Source organism: Bradyrhizobium valentinum, assembly GCF_001440405.1.
Taxonomy (GTDB): Bacteria; Pseudomonadota; Alphaproteobacteria; order Rhizobiales; family Xanthobacteraceae; genus Bradyrhizobium; species Bradyrhizobium valentinum.
Genome location: NZ_LLXX01000153.1, coordinates 132,690 through 147,666 on the forward strand (window position 1 = coordinate 132,690; position 14,977 = coordinate 147,666).

General features: G+C 59.1%; 15 protein-coding genes. 9 read left to right on the forward strand and 6 right to left on the reverse strand.

Going from position 1 to position 14,977, the window contains the following annotated elements; all coding sequences use genetic code 11:
* Positions 1 to 30: 30 nt before the first annotated feature.
* The 6 genes from CP49_RS27545 to CP49_RS27570 form a co-directional block, all read right to left on the reverse strand.
* A complete protein-coding gene (locus CP49_RS27545) occupies positions 31 to 303 on the reverse strand; it encodes a hypothetical protein (RefSeq protein WP_057853284.1) in 273 nt (90 codons plus the stop codon).
* Between the two features lie 151 nt (positions 304 to 454).
* Positions 455 to 1,444, reverse strand: a complete 990-nt coding sequence (locus tag CP49_RS27550; RefSeq protein WP_245310894.1) for an ABC transporter ATP-binding protein — start codon at positions 1,442 to 1,444, stop codon at positions 455 to 457.
* Complete coding sequence (locus CP49_RS27555) at positions 1,431 to 2,408, reverse strand: ABC transporter ATP-binding protein (protein WP_057853286.1); 978 nt, start codon at positions 2,406 to 2,408, stop codon at positions 1,431 to 1,433. The genes CP49_RS27550 and CP49_RS27555 overlap by 14 nt, the downstream gene beginning before the upstream one ends.
* Positions 2,405 to 3,292, reverse strand: a complete 888-nt coding sequence (locus tag CP49_RS27560; protein ID WP_063791786.1) for an ABC transporter permease — start codon at positions 3,290 to 3,292, stop codon at positions 2,405 to 2,407. The genes CP49_RS27555 and CP49_RS27560 overlap by 4 nt, the downstream gene beginning before the upstream one ends.
* The gene (locus CP49_RS27565; RefSeq protein ID WP_057853288.1) at positions 3,292 to 4,308 is read right to left on the reverse strand and encodes an ABC transporter permease; all 1,017 of its coding nucleotides are present in this window, start codon (positions 4,306 to 4,308) and stop codon (positions 3,292 to 3,294) included. Before CP49_RS27565 ends, CP49_RS27560 begins: the two co-directional genes overlap by 1 nt.
* A 37-nt stretch (positions 4,309 to 4,345) precedes the next feature.
* Positions 4,346 to 5,971: an ABC transporter substrate-binding protein gene (locus CP49_RS27570; protein WP_057853289.1), complete on the reverse strand. Its 1,626-nt coding sequence runs from the start codon at positions 5,969 to 5,971 to the stop codon at positions 4,346 to 4,348.
* 135 nt (positions 5,972 to 6,106) lie between these two features.
* Between CP49_RS27570 and CP49_RS27575 the strand changes: the two genes are divergently transcribed.
* From CP49_RS27575 to CP49_RS27615, 9 genes are read left to right on the forward strand one after another with little or no spacing between them, the layout of a single operon-like run.
* A complete protein-coding gene (locus CP49_RS27575; RefSeq protein WP_063791787.1) occupies positions 6,107 to 6,901 on the forward strand; it encodes an IclR family transcriptional regulator in 795 nt (264 codons plus the stop codon).
* Positions 6,902 to 6,944: 43 nt separating this feature from the next.
* A complete protein-coding gene (locus tag CP49_RS27580; RefSeq protein ID WP_057853291.1) occupies positions 6,945 to 8,018 on the forward strand; it encodes a DUF917 domain-containing protein in 1,074 nt (357 codons plus the stop codon).
* Positions 8,015 to 9,598 (forward strand): hydantoinase/oxoprolinase N-terminal domain-containing protein, encoded by a 1,584-nt coding sequence (locus tag CP49_RS27585; RefSeq protein ID WP_057853292.1) that lies wholly within the window; start codon positions 8,015 to 8,017, stop codon positions 9,596 to 9,598. Before CP49_RS27580 ends, CP49_RS27585 begins: the two co-directional genes overlap by 4 nt.
* Positions 9,580 to 9,900: a hypothetical protein gene (locus CP49_RS27590; RefSeq protein WP_057853293.1), complete on the forward strand. Its 321-nt coding sequence runs from the start codon at positions 9,580 to 9,582 to the stop codon at positions 9,898 to 9,900. Before CP49_RS27585 ends, CP49_RS27590 begins: the two co-directional genes overlap by 19 nt.
* Positions 9,901 to 9,955: 55 nt before the next feature.
* Complete coding sequence (locus CP49_RS27595) at positions 9,956 to 10,996, forward strand: LLM class flavin-dependent oxidoreductase (protein ID WP_057853294.1); 1,041 nt, start codon at positions 9,956 to 9,958, stop codon at positions 10,994 to 10,996.
* Positions 10,993 to 11,868 carry an FAD binding domain-containing protein gene (locus CP49_RS27600; protein WP_057853295.1) on the forward strand — a complete coding sequence of 292 codons (876 nt, stop codon included), beginning with the start codon at positions 10,993 to 10,995 and terminating at the stop codon, positions 11,866 to 11,868. The genes CP49_RS27595 and CP49_RS27600 overlap by 4 nt, the downstream gene beginning before the upstream one ends.
* On the forward strand, positions 11,865 to 12,359 hold the full coding sequence (locus tag CP49_RS27605; RefSeq protein WP_057846011.1) for a (2Fe-2S)-binding protein: 495 nt from the start codon (positions 11,865 to 11,867) through the stop codon (positions 12,357 to 12,359). The genes CP49_RS27600 and CP49_RS27605 overlap by 4 nt, the downstream gene beginning before the upstream one ends.
* On the forward strand, positions 12,356 to 14,629 hold the full coding sequence (locus tag CP49_RS27610) for a xanthine dehydrogenase family protein molybdopterin-binding subunit (RefSeq protein ID WP_057853296.1): 2,274 nt from the start codon (positions 12,356 to 12,358) through the stop codon (positions 14,627 to 14,629). The genes CP49_RS27605 and CP49_RS27610 overlap by 4 nt, the downstream gene beginning before the upstream one ends.
* Positions 14,626 to 14,859: a MoaD/ThiS family protein gene (locus CP49_RS27615; protein WP_057853297.1), complete on the forward strand. Its 234-nt coding sequence runs from the start codon at positions 14,626 to 14,628 to the stop codon at positions 14,857 to 14,859. Before CP49_RS27610 ends, CP49_RS27615 begins: the two co-directional genes overlap by 4 nt.
* The last annotated feature ends 118 nt before the right edge of the window (positions 14,860 to 14,977 follow it).

A 14,977-nucleotide genomic window follows, 5' to 3' on the forward strand; every position in this document is an offset into this window, starting at 1 on the left:
GGGCTTAGATAGATGTCACTGGAACAGGTTTTATTTTGTTTGGTACAGTGGGGATGGTGTTTCAGCGCCGCAAATGACCGCATGCGGACCTGATCCGCCTTCGATGCGCTCTGACCAGACCGATACTGTCTTGGATTTATCGAGATATTTCTCGTAAAGTTCGTCGATCAGTTCCTTGCCGGCAACGGCAAGTTCAGCTTCATAGGCTGCACGGTCGGTCACCTCAATGCGCTCGACGTAGTGCCGCGGTCCGCCCGATAGGCTAGCACCGGTTTCGGTGATGCGGTGCGTTCGATAGCTCACGATAGTCTTTGATTGGAGGCGATGGGACATAGTCCAGGTCGTGCTCGAAGCGTTCATAGTCTGCCGCACTGACACCCGGCTTCAATGCGGCAAACACAAATCGGACAATCCTCATGATGGATCGTCATCCTTTGTTATGGCGGACCTGAAATCAAGGGCACAGCTCTGAGGCGAGATGACAGGCGACGAATCGGCCCGGCGCGATCTCCTTCAACGGCGGTTTTTCTGCGCAGATAGGTTTGGCCAATGGACAACGCCCGCGCAGCCTGCATCCGGTCTCGACATCAATGGGGCTTGGAATTTCGCCTGCCAATGTGAAATCGTCCCGCCTTGCGTCGGGATCGGGCACCGGAACGGCCGCCAATAACGCGCGCGTGTAGGGGTGCAAGGGCTTCGCGAACAGATCGCGTGTGTCCGATAATTCCACGATGCTGCCGAGATACATCACTGCAACGCGGCTCGCGAGGTACTTCACCGTGGCCAGATCGTGCGAAATGAAAAGGTAGGATAGCCCGAGATGTTCGCGCAGCTTCTCCAGCAGGAGAATCGCTCGCGACCGCAACGAGACGTCGAGTGCGGACGTCGGTTCGTCGAGAACAACAAAGCGAGGATTTGTCGCGATCGCCCGGGCAATATTCACGCGCTGGCGTTGGCCACCCGAAAGCTCGTGGGGATAGCTGTCCAAAAGATCGCGGCCAAGACCCACCTCGTGCATGAGCTCTTCGACCCGTGCGCGGCGTTCCTTTGCATCAAATTTGGTATGAAGCGTGAGCGCCTCCTCGACCATGCTTCTCACCGAAAGCCTGGGATTGAGGGACGCGGTGGGATCCTGGAACACCATTTGGATGTCCCGGCGGAATGGCCTCATTGCTTGCGCGTCAAGCGTCGCGATCTCCTTGCCGGCATAGCGGACAGATCCCGCCGTCGGTTTCAGTAACCGAACCAGGCAACGCGCGACGGTCGATTTGCCACAGCCTGACTCACCAACCAGTCCGAGGGTTTCGCCGGCCTCTACGTCGAAGGAGACGGAATCGACCGCTCGCAAGACAGGCTCGGCTTGACCACGTAGGCGCGCGAGTGTGCCGCCAATCCCGCCCAGCGGAAAGTGCATTTGCAGATCACGAATCTCAACAAGTGCCACGACGTTCCTCAAATCCATAACATGCTACAACATGGCCGGGAGCGGCCTCGACCATCGGGGGCCGCGAAACGCGACAGCGATCCATCGTCCACTCACAACGTCCTGCGTAACGGCAGCCGCTGGGCGGGTTGATCAATGAAGGAACCGAGCCCGATATCGGCTCAAGCACGACATCCCGATCTACTCTCGGGATCGATCGGACGAGCGCCTTCGTATATGGATGAGCGGGATTATGGAACAGGTCCCGCACGGGCGCGCATTCAACCAGCTGGCCCGCATGCATAACGGCAACGCGGTCGCAGATTTCGGCAACGACGCCCAGATCGTGCGTAATGAGCATGATCGCGGCTCCCGTCTTGGTGCTCAATTCGCGTAAAAGATCGAGAATCTTGGCTGCGATCGACACGTCAAGCCCGGTGGTGGGCTCGTCCGCAAGCAGAAGCTGAGGTGAGGTTGCAAGCGCCATCGCGATCATGACGCGTTGACACATTCCCCCCGAGAGCTGATGCGGGTATTGGTTGGCCCGCTTCTCTGGTGCTGGAATGCGAACAAGGCGCAGCATCTCCAGCATCCTCTTCTCGGCCTCTCGCGTCGACAAACCTGCGTGCACCATCAGCAAGCGCGAAATCTGCCTTCCAACGGTCAGGAGCGGGTTAAGCGCGGTTCGCGGCGTTTGCGAGACCATCGCGATCTTCGCGCCGCGCATTCGGCGCATCTGCTCCTCAGGAAGCGAGCCAAGATCAATGCCGTCGAAGTGGACGCTTCCTGACACCACACGCCCTGGCGGGCGGATCAGGCGCAGGACGGCGAAAGACGTCACCGACTTCCCCGACCCGGACTCACCGACTAGTCCAAGAATCTCGCCTCGGCGAATCGTCAGGTTAATGTGATCGACGGCTTCAATCGCGCCTTGATTGATCTGAAAATGAACAGTCAGATCCGAGATCTCAAGCATTTCGGTCATCTCAGCCCCCTCATGCGCGGGTCCAGCAAATCACGCAGTCCATCACCGATAAGGTTGAATGCGAGAACGGAAACCATGATCGCCAGACCAGGAAACAGGAAGAGCCACCATTCTCCTGTGACGATCTGTGAGGCGCCTTCAGCTGTCATAACGCCCCATTCGCTTTGCGGAGGCTGAATTCCGAGCCCGATAAACGATAGCGACGCCATTGTCAGAAGCGCGAAACCCGTCGAGAGGGTGGCCTGTACGATCAGCGGCGGAAGGCAGTTGGGCAGCAAGTGAATCAACACAATCCTCCAGGTTGGATTACCGAGAGTGCGTGCTGCATCGGCATACTCCATTTCGCGAAGCCGAAGCATCTCTCCACGCGTGAGCCGCAAGTATGCCGGGACTTGGGTGATCGAGATGGCAATTGCGACATTGGTGATGGAATTGCCAAGGCCAGCTGTGATGCCCATGGCCAATACGAACGCCGGAAAGGCCATGAGAGCGTCGACTACGCGCATCGCGAGAGTATCAGCCCAACCTCGGCTGTATCCTACGACCGCTCCAAGCAAGCCTCCGATTGTGACAGCAATCAATGTTGCCGCAAAGGCCACCAGCAGGTCGACGCGTGCGGCAAAAATGATCCGCGAGAGTTGATCCCGGCCGAACTCGTCAGTGCCAAGCGGATGCTGCCAGGAGGGCGGCTGCAGGGAGGCTGCGGGATCGGTGGCATCGGGCGCGTAGGGCGCCACGATTGGCGCGAGTATCGCAGCCGCTGCGATCAGAACGATCACGCAGAGTGCCGCAAACGAAACTGGATTTCGCTGAAGCCGCTGCCACACCAAAGACGAAGCCACTGGTTTGGAAATCGAGGAGGACACAGACAATGATGAAGGCATCAGCTGAACCTTATCCGGGGATCGATGAGGCCGTACGCAATATCAACCGCCAGATTGACCATGACACACGTTAGGGCGACAAAGAGGATGAATGACTGGATCGGAGCCGAATCCTTGGTGAGCAGTGCGGTCACTGCGTAGTTGCCGATACCCGGCCATGAGAACACGCTCTCCACCACCGCATTTCCGGCCATCAGAAATCCAAAAACGATTCCGGAAATCGTGATGACCGGTATCAGCGCATTTCGCAGGGCATCCCTGTAGATGACCGTGCGCCGCGGCAATCCGGCCGCCCACGCCGCCTTGATGTAATCGGACTCGAGGATCTCAAGCATGGTGGAGCGCACCATGCGAGCGACTGGCGCGATCGCGCTGAGCCCGAGGGTCGCTGCAGGGAGCATGAGCTGATGCAGGCTTGATCGCAGGGTGGTCCAGTTTCCGGTCATCAGGGAGTCGATCACATAGAGCCCTGTGAGGTGTGCGGGAGGTTCTATGCCGGATCCCAGCCGTCCAAGAGGTGAGGGGGCCAAATCGAGGATGTAAAAGAAGAGGTAAACGAACAACAGCCCGGTCAAGAAGCTCGGCATCGCGACCCCCATGATGCCGACGACTCGTCCGATATGGTCTACCAACGTGTCGCGATGCACCGCAGATAAGACGCCGAGAGGCAATCCGATCACGATCGCGATGAGAAGGCTCGCCAGGTTGAGCTCGAGAGTGGCGGGCAGGCGCTGCAGAAAGTCCTGCGAGACCGGCCGTCCCGTCGATGCGCTCTCGCCAAGATCGCCTTTGAAGATGCCGGAGACGTACCGGTAGTACTGCTCGGGAAACGGACGATCCAATCCCATTTGGTGTTCCATCTCGGCGAGATGTTCTGGCGTGGCAAAGGGGCCCGCCTTCACCATGGCTGGATTGCCAGGAAGCAAGTACGTGAGCGTGAAGCAGATCACGCTGACGCCGAACAATGTCGGCAGAGCCAGCGCAAACCGCCGCGTCACATAGTTGAAAAAAAACATTGGAGCGCTCTCCCGATTGAGACGAAAATTGAGGTGCTCAGGCGAGCTTCATGCTGAAAAAGCGCTCATAACTATCCCAGCGCTTCTCAATGCCAACGAGGTCGGATCGCATGACGCGGGTCCAGTTCTCGTACCAGAGGTGCCCCCAGACGGCGTCGCCGATGATAATCTCCTGCAGGCGTTTTGCTGCTGCCAGACGCTTGTCAACGTCGGTTTCGTGCATGTTCTCATCGATCAGCTTGTCGACTTCCGGATTGGAATAGAAAGAGGTGTTGGTGCCTTTTGCTGTGCTGTGGAAGTTGAAGAACAGGTGATAGAAGGGATCGTTGATCCAAGACTGCCACGACTCGATCGAAAGCTGGTGATCGCCTTTGGTCGCGATCTGGCGGAAGGTGGCCTCGGTTTCCTTGACGATGCTCACTTTGAAGCCGATCTTCTCCAGCTCGGTCTGGAGCCAGATCGAAGCCTGCTCGTGCGGCTGCCATCCGGCGCGTACCGCAAGGTCAATCGCAACCGGCTCCTTGCCAAAGCCCGCCTCGCGCATCAACTCCTTGGCCTTTGTGATGTCGTACTTGTAGGGGCTAATCGTGCTATCGTAACCGGGCGTCAAACTCGGCACAGGGCTCTTCATCTCGGTGCCATAACCATACAGCACGCTCGGGATGATGGCCTGGACCGGGATCGCGTAATTGATGGCCTGACGCACTTTGACGTTGTTAAGCGGCGCCTTCTGCGTGTTCATGCAAAGCCAGTGACACAGGGTGTCCGGCACGGAGATGGTCTTCAAACCTGGCTCGGCTGCGAGACCCTTCACATTGCGCGGAGACAGGGTTGATCTGCCGACCACCATATCGATGGCCTTGCGTTTGAGCAGCAGCACGCGATCGGCTTCGTTCGGCACATATTTGAAGACCACCCGATCGAAATAGGGCCGACCACGCCAGTGATCGGCCTGCGCTTCTAGGACGACCTCGACCCCCGGCTGGTTCTTCACCAGCTGATAGGGTCCGAGCCCGGCGGTGTTTCGCTTCAACCAATTGGCAGCCCAGGGATCTTCCGCGGTCCCATTCGTCTTGACCTCATCCGGATCAAGCAGCGCGTTGTTCATGAGCGCCATCGTGTCCAGCGCCATCGGACTTGGCGAGGGCATGTTGATCTCGATCGTAAACTCGTCACGCACCTTGAAGTGCTCGGGGTTCGTTACGCCCAGAAGCCGCGGAAACAGGATGCGCATATAGCCCGGCGACTGCAGCCCGCGGTCAAGGAGATACTTCATAGTCGTTGCGTTGACATCGCGACCGCTCGGTAATTTCACGCCTTTGCGGATGTTCAGCACTAGCGTGGCGCCGCCATTTTCGAAAGACCAGGACTGGGCGATGCCGCCCTCGATTTCGCCCGGCTTTGCTTGCGACACTCCCGGCTTTCCCGCGACCGGCTGCACCTTCCACATCAGCGGACTGTCGTAAACATTGGCTTGCACAGTGTAGCCTGCCGACGTCTTGAACGAGGCCGGATCGAGCGTGTCGATGTCGGCATCCCAGGCGACCGTCAGCGTTCGCTTTTCCTGCGCGGCAGCCAAACGAGCTTTGCCGGCGAATGTGAGGGCCGCGATGCTGGTTGCGGCAAACTTCAAGAAATCCCGACGGCGCGTGTCGCTTCTCATCTCATTCCTCTCCCGACGTTGCGCGCAGCTTGCGGGTCATCCGGTGCGCGATGGCTTGCATTGATAACTTGCATTATTGTCATCGTCCTGTTATTGTCAACTCAGTTTCAATATACGAAACATGGTGATTAAAAAGTGGGCGCAATCGAAAATGCTGCGGAAGTACTTAGACTTTTTGGGCCTGGAAGGCTCGAAATGTCGGTGACAGATGTCTCGCAGCTGCTAAGGATGCCTAAAAGTTCAGCATCTCGACTGCTGAAAACGATGCTGCAGGAGGGGTTGTTGTCGCGTTCGGAGAATCCGCCGCGCTACAAGGTCGGAAATCTGCTTTTTGAGATTTCGCGCCTCTACAAGCTGAACTCATCGTTGATTGACGCGGTCGATGAGGCTGTGAGGGAAATCAGTCGAGAGACGGGACACACGGGTTACGTCTCGATCCTTGATGGTGCTGACGTTTTGGTCATCCGGATGCATCAAGGCTCTCACGCCTTGCGGGTGTTTACGCCGCTTGGCCAGCGTGCGCCGGCGTTTGCGACTGCACTCGGTCGCAGTCTGTTGGCGCGGCTTTCGGATGATGTTGTGCGCTCACTTCACGATGAAGGTGTCATTCCGCCTTCTCCGCGCGCGCCGCAAAGCGTCGATCAGTTGCTGACTGCACTCGACCAGCCACGTCGGTTCGGTTGGGCCGAGGCCGCCGACGAGGCTATCCCTGGCGTCGGCTCGATCTCGGTAAGCGTAGCCGATCCGGAGATCGGCGAAACGGTGGGTTTCTGTATCTCTTATCCCGCCTCGCATTTGAGCGATGAAGAGAGGAGTCGCATGATCACGCTGCTTACCACCGCGGCCCAGCGGATCGCGAGTCGCTTCGGGGATCCGTTCCTTTCGCAGCGTGCGCACCGTGTGCTGGGCGGCGGCTCGACTGCTGCTTGATTTTTTTCTATCGCCGCAACTGGTTGCGGCTTGGAGGCAATAGATGAGGCAATTGAGTCCAGAGGATATCGAGGCGCTCTCGGTCGGCGCCTGGATTCTCGGAACGGGTGGTGGCGGAAGTCCGTATCACGCGCTGCTGAACTTGCGGCGCTTCTACAATGACGGCGTTCGCATCAATCTCATTGACCCCGACGAGTTGGACGATGACGATGCGGTTGCGGTCGTCTCGATTATGGGCGCTCCGCTCGTTTTCCAGGAGCGGCTGGTCGACAGCCGGCTGATCGCTCGCGCCGTCTCGGCCATGGAAGAGCATCTTGGCCGCAAGTTCAGGGCGGTGATGCCGGTCGAGATCGGTGGGGGCAATGGCATGCAGTCTTTGCTTGCGGCTGTCCATCTCAAGATTCCGGTTGTCGATGCCGATGCGATGGGCCGAGCTTACCCTGAAGCGCAGATGACGAGCTTTGCGGTTGGCAATCTCGCGCCTTATCCGCTGACATCGATCGACCCGCGCGGCAATGAGGCCATCGTCGGCAAGACCTCTTCTTGGAAATGGATGGAGCGTGTGAGCCGCAAGCTTTGCACAGAATTCGGATCCATTGTCGCGACTTGCAAGGCGCCGCGCACTGGTGCGGAAGTGAAGAAATGGGCGATCCCGCGCACCACATCCAAGGCCATCAATCTTGGAAGGGCTGTCGTCGAAGCCAACCGCCAGCATGCCGATCCGATTGCGGCCATTCTGAAAGCGGAATCGGGCAAGCTCCTGTTCTCCGGCAAAGTCGTTGAGGTGGAGCGGCGGACAACAGAGGGCTTCCTGCGCGGCCGCACCGTCATCGAGGGGCTTGAGAATCACGGCAGTCAGATTCGGGTCGATTTCCAGAACGAGTGGATCGTCGTGTGGCGGGATGGGCAGGCGGTCGTGTCGACGCCCGACCTCATTTGCGTTCTCGACAGCGAATCTGGCGAAGCAATCGGAACAGAAACCATTCGCTACGGGCAGCGGACGACGGTGATCGCACTTCCGGCTGCTCCGGTTTTCCTTTCGCCGCGCGGGCTTGACCATGTCGGCCCCCGTGCCTTCGGCTATGACATCGATTTCAAGTCGGTATTTTGCTCATGAGACGCATCGGTATTGACGTAGGTGGCACCAACACGGATGCCGTGCTGATCGACGACGCAAAGGTCGTCCAAGGCGTGAAGGTCGCCACCACGGCCGACGTCACCAGCGGCGTGGCAACGGCCATCGAGGCGCTCCATCTGAGTGCCAACCTTGCGGCCGGCATTGACGCTCTGATGATCGGTACGACCCACTTCATCAATGCGGTCGTTCAGCGTCGCCATCTCACGAAAGTTGCGGTGATCCGCATCGCACTCCCCGCCACCAGCTCCTTGCCGCCCTTCACAGATTGGCCGGCTGGCCTTGCTGAGCTTGCCAATGGCGGCGTCTGGCAAATCGAAGGTGGTCACGATTACGATGGGCGCAGGTTCGCTACTCTCGATATCGCTGCAGCCAGACAAATTGCGCGCGAGATCCGCAATCGCGCTCAAAAATACGTCGTCGTCAACGCACTATTCTCTCCACTCGACCCTTCTGACGAAAAAGTGGTTGCCGCGATCCTGCGCGAGGAAATCCCGGATGTGTCGGTGACCTGCGCACATCTGCTCGGCGGGATCGGCTTGCTCGAACGCGAGAATGCGGCAATTCTTAACGCCTCTCTCATTGCGCTTGCCGAGGAGACCATCACGGCCTTCGAGCACGCCAAGTCAAAGGTCGGACTTAACGCTCCCCTTTTTGTCACGCAGAACGATGGCACCGTCGCAGAAGCCTCGCGTGCCGCCGCATACCCGGTGTTCAGCTTCGCTTCCGGCGCGACCAACTCCATGCGCGGGGCGGCCTATCTCTCTGGCCTTAAAGAAGCGGTGGTGGTCGACGTCGGCGGCACGACGGCTGATTTTGGCCATCTGCGGAACGGTTTTCCGCGTGAGGCCAACGCGGTCGTGCATATTGGGGGTGTCAGGACGCTGTTTCGTATGCCGGACCTCGTGTCCATCGGACTTGGGGGCGGCAGCCATGTCGATCTTGATGCGGGCACGATCGGACCACTTAGTGTTGGGTATCGCCTGTCCAAGGAGGCGCTTGTCTTTGGAGGGAACAGCGTGACGGCAACTGACATTGGCGTCGCCGCCGGATTGATCGACCTCGGCGATCGTAAGCGTGTGGCGCACATAACTGCCGATGAGGTGAGCGGCATTTTGCGCCGCTGCAAGGAGATACTGGAAGAGAACGTTGATCGGATGAAGACAAGCGCCGAAGACGTCACCCTCATCGCGGTCGGTGGCGGCGCGTTTCTTGTTCCCGAAGAATTGCAGGGCGTCGGGCGTGTTGTCCGCGTTCAGCACGGAGGTTGCGCAAATGCAGTTGGCGCGGCCATCGCCCAGGTCAGTGGTGAAGTCGACCAGGTCTTCCAGGGTCTGACGCGAGATGAGGCCGTCGCTTCAGCGCGCAAGCTTGCCGATACCCGGGCGGTGGAGGCCGGTGCGGAGCCGGCCTCGCTCGCTTTGGTCGAGGCAGAGGACACCCCGATCGCCTATCTGCCAGGAAATGCGATGCGCGTCCGCGTCAAAGTCGTCGGAGATATTCGGTCAACCCGTATTGAGAAAACAGCCAAGGAGAAAGTCGCATGCCAGTCCGTTTCCTGATCAGCACGCTAAAGCCTGGGGTCGATCCAGCCGAATACGAGGCATGGGTGCGCGAGCGCGACTACGCTCTTGTGCGCAGCCTCGACAATTATATGAGCTACAAGGTGCACCGCATTCGCCGCCCCATCCAGGGTGCCGAAAATTCAACGTGGCAGTACATCGAGCGGATCGAAGTCAAGAGCCTCGAGCAACATGACAAGGATCTGGCCTCGCCGGCCGGCGTTGCTCTGCGAGAGGAGCTTTATGGCAAGTTTCTCGATCGCTCGAAGAACATCTATTTCGTCAGCGATGAGATAGAATGACGTCGCATTGAGTTCTGCCTGACCCAAGACGTAAGCCGCAAAACAGGACAATAAGATGACCCTCGATCTGCTAATTCTCGGCAACGCGCCCATGACCAAGATGCTTGATCGCGTCAAGCTCGCCGAAGCGAGCGGCTACGATACGGTCTGGCTTGCCGATGAACGATTTTATCGGGAGGTCTATTCCTGCCTGAGCTATTTTGCTCAAAACACGTCGCGGGTCAGGCTCGGACCTTGTGTAACGGACCCCTATGCAAGGCACCCCGCGTTGACGGCTATGGCGATTGCGACGCTTGACGAGATTTCTAACAAGCGCGCAATTCTGGGTATCGGCGCCGGGATTTCGGGCTTTGCTGAGCTTGGCATCGAGCGGAAGAAGCCCGCGCGCGCCATAAGCGAAGCGATCGAGGTCATTCGCATGCTTCTGCGAGGCGAGACTGTCGCCTATGAGGGTGAGGTCATTCAGTTCAGGGAAGGCAAGCTGAACTTCGCCCCGATACGGGCCGATATCCCAATCTATGTGGCTAGTAACGGGCCGCTCGGCCAACGGACCGCGGGCGCTTGCGCCGACGCCGCGTTCATGGAGGCAGGCGGCAACGCCGCGGAAGTCAAGGCGTTCCGTGCGAGACTGGATGAGGGGGCCAGCAAGGCCGGCCGCGATCCCAAATCCGTCAAACTGATCGTTCGGCTCAATGCCTGTATTGCGTCAGATGGTCAGGCCGCCCGTGACGCTCTGCGGCCGACGGTTGCACGCTTGCTCGGTGCAGGACGTCTTAAGTTTGAAACAGCTGAAGAGCAGGGGCTCACATTGCCGGAGGATATACTCGCCACCGTTCAGGGTGCCCACTACGCCGCCGGCGTGACGCCCTATCTTCCTCTGCTGCCATACGTGACCGACCGCCACATCAACGCCTTCACTCTGGCCGGCAATGTCGAGGAAGTGACCGCGCGTGTGATCGAACTGCGCCATGCCGGGGTCGATGGCATCATCACCATGCCCTTCGCCGCCGAAGGAGGTACAATCGAGGACACGATCGCCAAGATGGGCTCCGAGGTCTGGCCTGCTGTACAGGCTAACGAAGAGGTGAAGCCATGAGCTTTGATCTTCATCGGCCGGCGACAGTCACCGAGGCCGTTGACCTCGCTCAACGTTTTGCGCCGACCGCGCGCTATGTCGCCGGCGGGACCGATACGGTCATCCAGATCAATCGGAAGAAGATTGATCCTGCGCATCTGATCGATGTCGCCTGCCTGCCCGGCATGAGCGAGATCACTGAGACCGCTGACGCATTCGCCCTTGGCGCGCTGATCAAGTATCGCAGCATCGAAACCCATCCTGCGTTTCGGGGTAATTTGCGGGTGCTGCTGGAAGCTGCCAGTGTCGTCGGTGGGCATCAGGTCCGAAACATCGCCACGATCGGCGGCAATATCGTCAATGCTTCGCCAGCCGCCGATTTTGTGCCGCCGCTGCTCGCGCTCGATGCGAGTCTCGACATTACCGGCCCGAAGGGACGGCGCTCTGTCGCCTTGCGCGACTTCATCGTTGGCCCGGGACGAACCAATCTCTCACCGGTAGAGATCGTGACCAGCATCCGATTTGCCAAGCTTCCAGCCAGATCAGCAACCGCCTTCCTGAAGGAAGGGCGTCGGCGTGCGATGGAGATTTCGGTCGTTTGTGTTGCTGCTTGCTTGACGCTAGAGGTTTCGGCCTCGCGTTGCGCTTGCGTGCGCCTGGCCATCGGCGCCGCAAGCCCCAAGGCGTTCCGGCCCGAACAGGCGGAAGGCTACCTCATCGGCAAACCTGCCGGGAACGAAAGCTTTGCGGAGGCGGGCAGGCTCGCGGCAGAGGCTTCCAGTCCGATCTCTGATGTCCGCGCGTCGGCCGGTTATCGCCGCGATCTTGTCGCCGTGATGGTAGAGCGCGCGCTGACGACGTGTTTGCAACGAATTCGGGAACAAAATCAATGAATCGGAAAATTCTCAATATCGTTGTCAATGGCGAGAGCCATCAAGTGCTCATTGAGCCCCATTGGACGCTGCTGCAGGTCCTGCGCAACGAGATCGGCATGATGGGCACGAAAGAGAACTGCCTGGAAGCAGAGTGCGGCGTCTGTACGGTGCTGCTTGATGGAAAGGCCATTAATTCATGCATCCTGCTCGCAGGTCAGGTCGAGGGATGCTCTATCACAACAATCGAGGGGATCGGCGATCCCGAGCATCTGCATCCCCTCCAGGAAGCATTCATCGAATGCGGTGCTGTTCAGTGCGGCTACTGCATCCCGGGAATGATCCTGACGGCAAAGTCATTCCTTGATGAAAATCCGGGCTGCCGGCCCTCGCGCGACGAAATCAGGGAAGCGATCGCAGGGACCCTGTGCCGCTGTACCGGCTATCGCAAGATCATTGATGCCGTGGCAACCGCGGCAGACCGCATCGCACTCTCGGGAGCAAAGCAATGAGCGCACATACCCATCGCGTTGCCGGTCACCGCTTACCCCGACGGGATGGCGTCGGCAAGGTTACCGGAAAGCACGTCTATGCCGCAGATTTCAAGCTCCCCGGCATGCTCTACGGCAGGGTTCTGCGCAGTACGCGAGCGCACGCGCTGATCAAAAAGATCGATGCCTCGCGAGCGGCTGCAATTGCGGGCGTACGGGGAATCATCACCTCGGCTGACATTCCACAGATCCGTTACGGAACGGCAGTGCGCGATACAACTGTGTTCGCAACTGATCGCGCGCTGTTCATTGGACATGCAATAGCCGCCGTTGCTGCCACCTCTCTCGAGATCGCCGAGCGCGCGCTTGCAGCCATTGAGGTCGAATACGAGGATTTACCACCGCTGTTTGATCCGGAGGAGGCGCTCAAGAGCGATATCCGGATCCATCCGGATTGGGAAACTTACAAGGCGCTCCCGATCATTTCGAGAAACCGCAATATCGCAGGTCAAGCGCGCATTCGCGTCGGCGACGCCGAAGCGGCATTCGCAAAAGCCCATAAGGTCTACGAGCATCGTTTCTCAACCGCGTTGCAGCATCCCGGATACACAGAGCCACGGGTTGCGACCGCCGACTGGGATGCGAATGGAATCGTCACCGTCTGGTGTAACACGCAATTGCCTTTCGATACGCAAACCACTTTGGCCGAGATCCTTGATCTGCCGGCCGCGCGCGTGCGGGTGACTGTGCCAGGCATTGGTGGCGGCTTCGGCGGGAAGCTAAGGATCGGCGTGGAGCACTTCGCAGCTCTCCTGGCGCGCAAGACCGCGCGCCCGGTGAAGGTGATGTCGACGAGCGAAGAAGAGCTCACAGCCGCGCTTCCCCGTCAGGCCTCCATCGTTCTGCTCAAGACCGCTGTCGACAAAGAAGGACATCTTCTCGCTCGAAGCGGCAGGATCATCGTGGATTGTGGCGCTTATGCAGGCTCAGGTCCGGGAACGGCTGCAATCGCGCTGCAGGTCATGGCAGGCCCTTACAAGCCCGGAGCACTCGCGTTCGAAAGCGTCGCTGTCTACACCAACAAGGTCCATTCGGGCTCGTTCCGCGCTCCTGCGGGGCCGATGGCAAATTTCGCGATGGAATGCCAGATCGACATGATCGCGAAGGATCTCGGATTGGATCCTCTCGAAATGCGCCTGCGGAACGTCGTCAAGGAGGGAGACCCAGGTCCTTCCGGCGAGATTCATAGGTCTGTGAGCATCGAGGAATGCCTGCGCAAGGCAGCCGATGCGATCGGCTGGCACGATCGCAATCCGGAGCCAGGACGCGGCAAGGGGATTGCCTGCAGCTGGTGGATGACAACCGGTGGCTCGTCCGGCGTCTATGTCAAGATCAACCCTGATGGAAGTGCGACGCTTGTGAGCGGCGCCGTCGAAATTGGCACCGGCGCCATCACGGGAGCTGCTCAAATCCTGGCCGAGGAGTTGTCCCTCGATCTAACCGACGTCAACGTGACGGGAGTCGACACCCAGGCCGCCCCGTTTGACTACGGCGCTCAAGGGAGCCGCACCACTTTCTCGGTTGGCAACGCTTGTCTTGCTGCTGCCGCCGAGCTGCGGCGCCAGATGTTCGAACTCGCAGCCGAGCAGCTCGAAGCCCCGATCGAGGATATGAAACTGCAAGACAAGCATGTGGTGGCCGGCAACAAGTCGATTTCGATTGCGGAATTGGCGCGCATCTCGCGTCTTGCCGGCGGCGGGCTCATCGCGCATGGCACGGCCATTTCGCCCGCGCCCGCTTATGATCCAACGCGTGTTCAGAACCATCCGCTACCCGTATGGAATACACCGAGTTACCATGCCCATGCCGTCGACCTGTCGGTCGATCAAGCAACCGGCAAAGTGACCATCAATCGCTATGTCGTGGCCCAGGACGTCGGATATGCGATCAATCCGACCTATATCGAGGGCCAGATCGAGGGCGGCGTGGCGCAAGGTATCGGCCAGGCGCTGTCGGAAGAGATCGTTTATCAGGACGGTCGCGTCATGAATGCGAACCTGACCGATTACAAGATGCCGACAGCGATGGATGTCCCGGAGATCGAGAGCATCATTGTGGAATGCCGCTCCGCTGCCGGTCCTTACGGGGCCAAGGGCGTCGGCGAGCCACCCTGTATCGAGCCACCGGCTGCCATCGGAAATGCGATCGCAGCGGCGACCGGCTGTTGGCCGAATTCGCTGCCTATGACAGCTGAAAAGATTGCCGCCGCAATGCAGGTGCAACACTCATGATCCGCGTCGAGATCAATATGCATGGAAACCTCCGTCGGCTCTTGCCCGACGGAATTGGATCCATTCAGCTTGACCTGCCCGACGGAACGACGGTTCTCAACGTGATCGACTCCTTGAGCGCCGAGCATGAGGTCTGGCTGGCGTCGATTGGTGACGTGGTGGTGCCGTTGTCCGCCGAAGTCGAAGACGGTGCCGAACTCAATTTCTTTCCCTATCTTGAGGGTGGCTAGCATGAAATCCTTTCATCCGGGAGGGGCTCAAAACTGTTGACCTGCCGGCGCGCTGGAGTTGAAGAGCCTGTGCACGTGATGATGCGGCAGCCACTCACCTGTTGAGTGTTCGGTCTGG

What these genes read in the sequence shown, in the direction of transcription:
- CP49_RS27555 (WP_057853286.1), bottom strand. Translation starts at nt 2,408, where the DNA reads ATGACCGAAATGCTTGAGATCTCGGATCTGACTGTTCATTTTCAGATC.
- CP49_RS27560 (WP_063791786.1), bottom strand. Translation starts at nt 3,292, where the DNA reads ATGCCTTCATCATTGTCTGTGTCCTCCTCGATTTCCAAACCAGTGGCT.
- CP49_RS27565 (WP_057853288.1), bottom strand. Translation starts at nt 4,308, where the DNA reads ATGTTTTTTTTCAACTATGTGACGCGGCGGTTTGCGCTGGCTCTGCCG.
- CP49_RS27570 (WP_057853289.1), bottom strand. Translation starts at nt 5,971, where the DNA reads ATGAGAAGCGACACGCGCCGTCGGGATTTCTTGAAGTTTGCCGCAACC.
- CP49_RS27580 (WP_057853291.1), top strand. Translation starts at nt 6,945, where the DNA reads ATGAGGCAATTGAGTCCAGAGGATATCGAGGCGCTCTCGGTCGGCGCC.
- CP49_RS27585 (WP_057853292.1), top strand. Translation starts at nt 8,015, where the DNA reads ATGAGACGCATCGGTATTGACGTAGGTGGCACCAACACGGATGCCGTG.
- CP49_RS27590 (WP_057853293.1), top strand. Translation starts at nt 9,580, where the DNA reads ATGCCAGTCCGTTTCCTGATCAGCACGCTAAAGCCTGGGGTCGATCCA.
- CP49_RS27595 (WP_057853294.1), top strand. Translation starts at nt 9,956, where the DNA reads ATGACCCTCGATCTGCTAATTCTCGGCAACGCGCCCATGACCAAGATG.
- CP49_RS27600 (WP_057853295.1), top strand. Translation starts at nt 10,993, where the DNA reads ATGAGCTTTGATCTTCATCGGCCGGCGACAGTCACCGAGGCCGTTGAC.
- CP49_RS27605 (WP_057846011.1), top strand. Translation starts at nt 11,865, where the DNA reads ATGAATCGGAAAATTCTCAATATCGTTGTCAATGGCGAGAGCCATCAA.
- CP49_RS27610 (WP_057853296.1), top strand. Translation starts at nt 12,356, where the DNA reads ATGAGCGCACATACCCATCGCGTTGCCGGTCACCGCTTACCCCGACGG.
- CP49_RS27615 (WP_057853297.1), top strand. Translation starts at nt 14,626, where the DNA reads ATGATCCGCGTCGAGATCAATATGCATGGAAACCTCCGTCGGCTCTTG.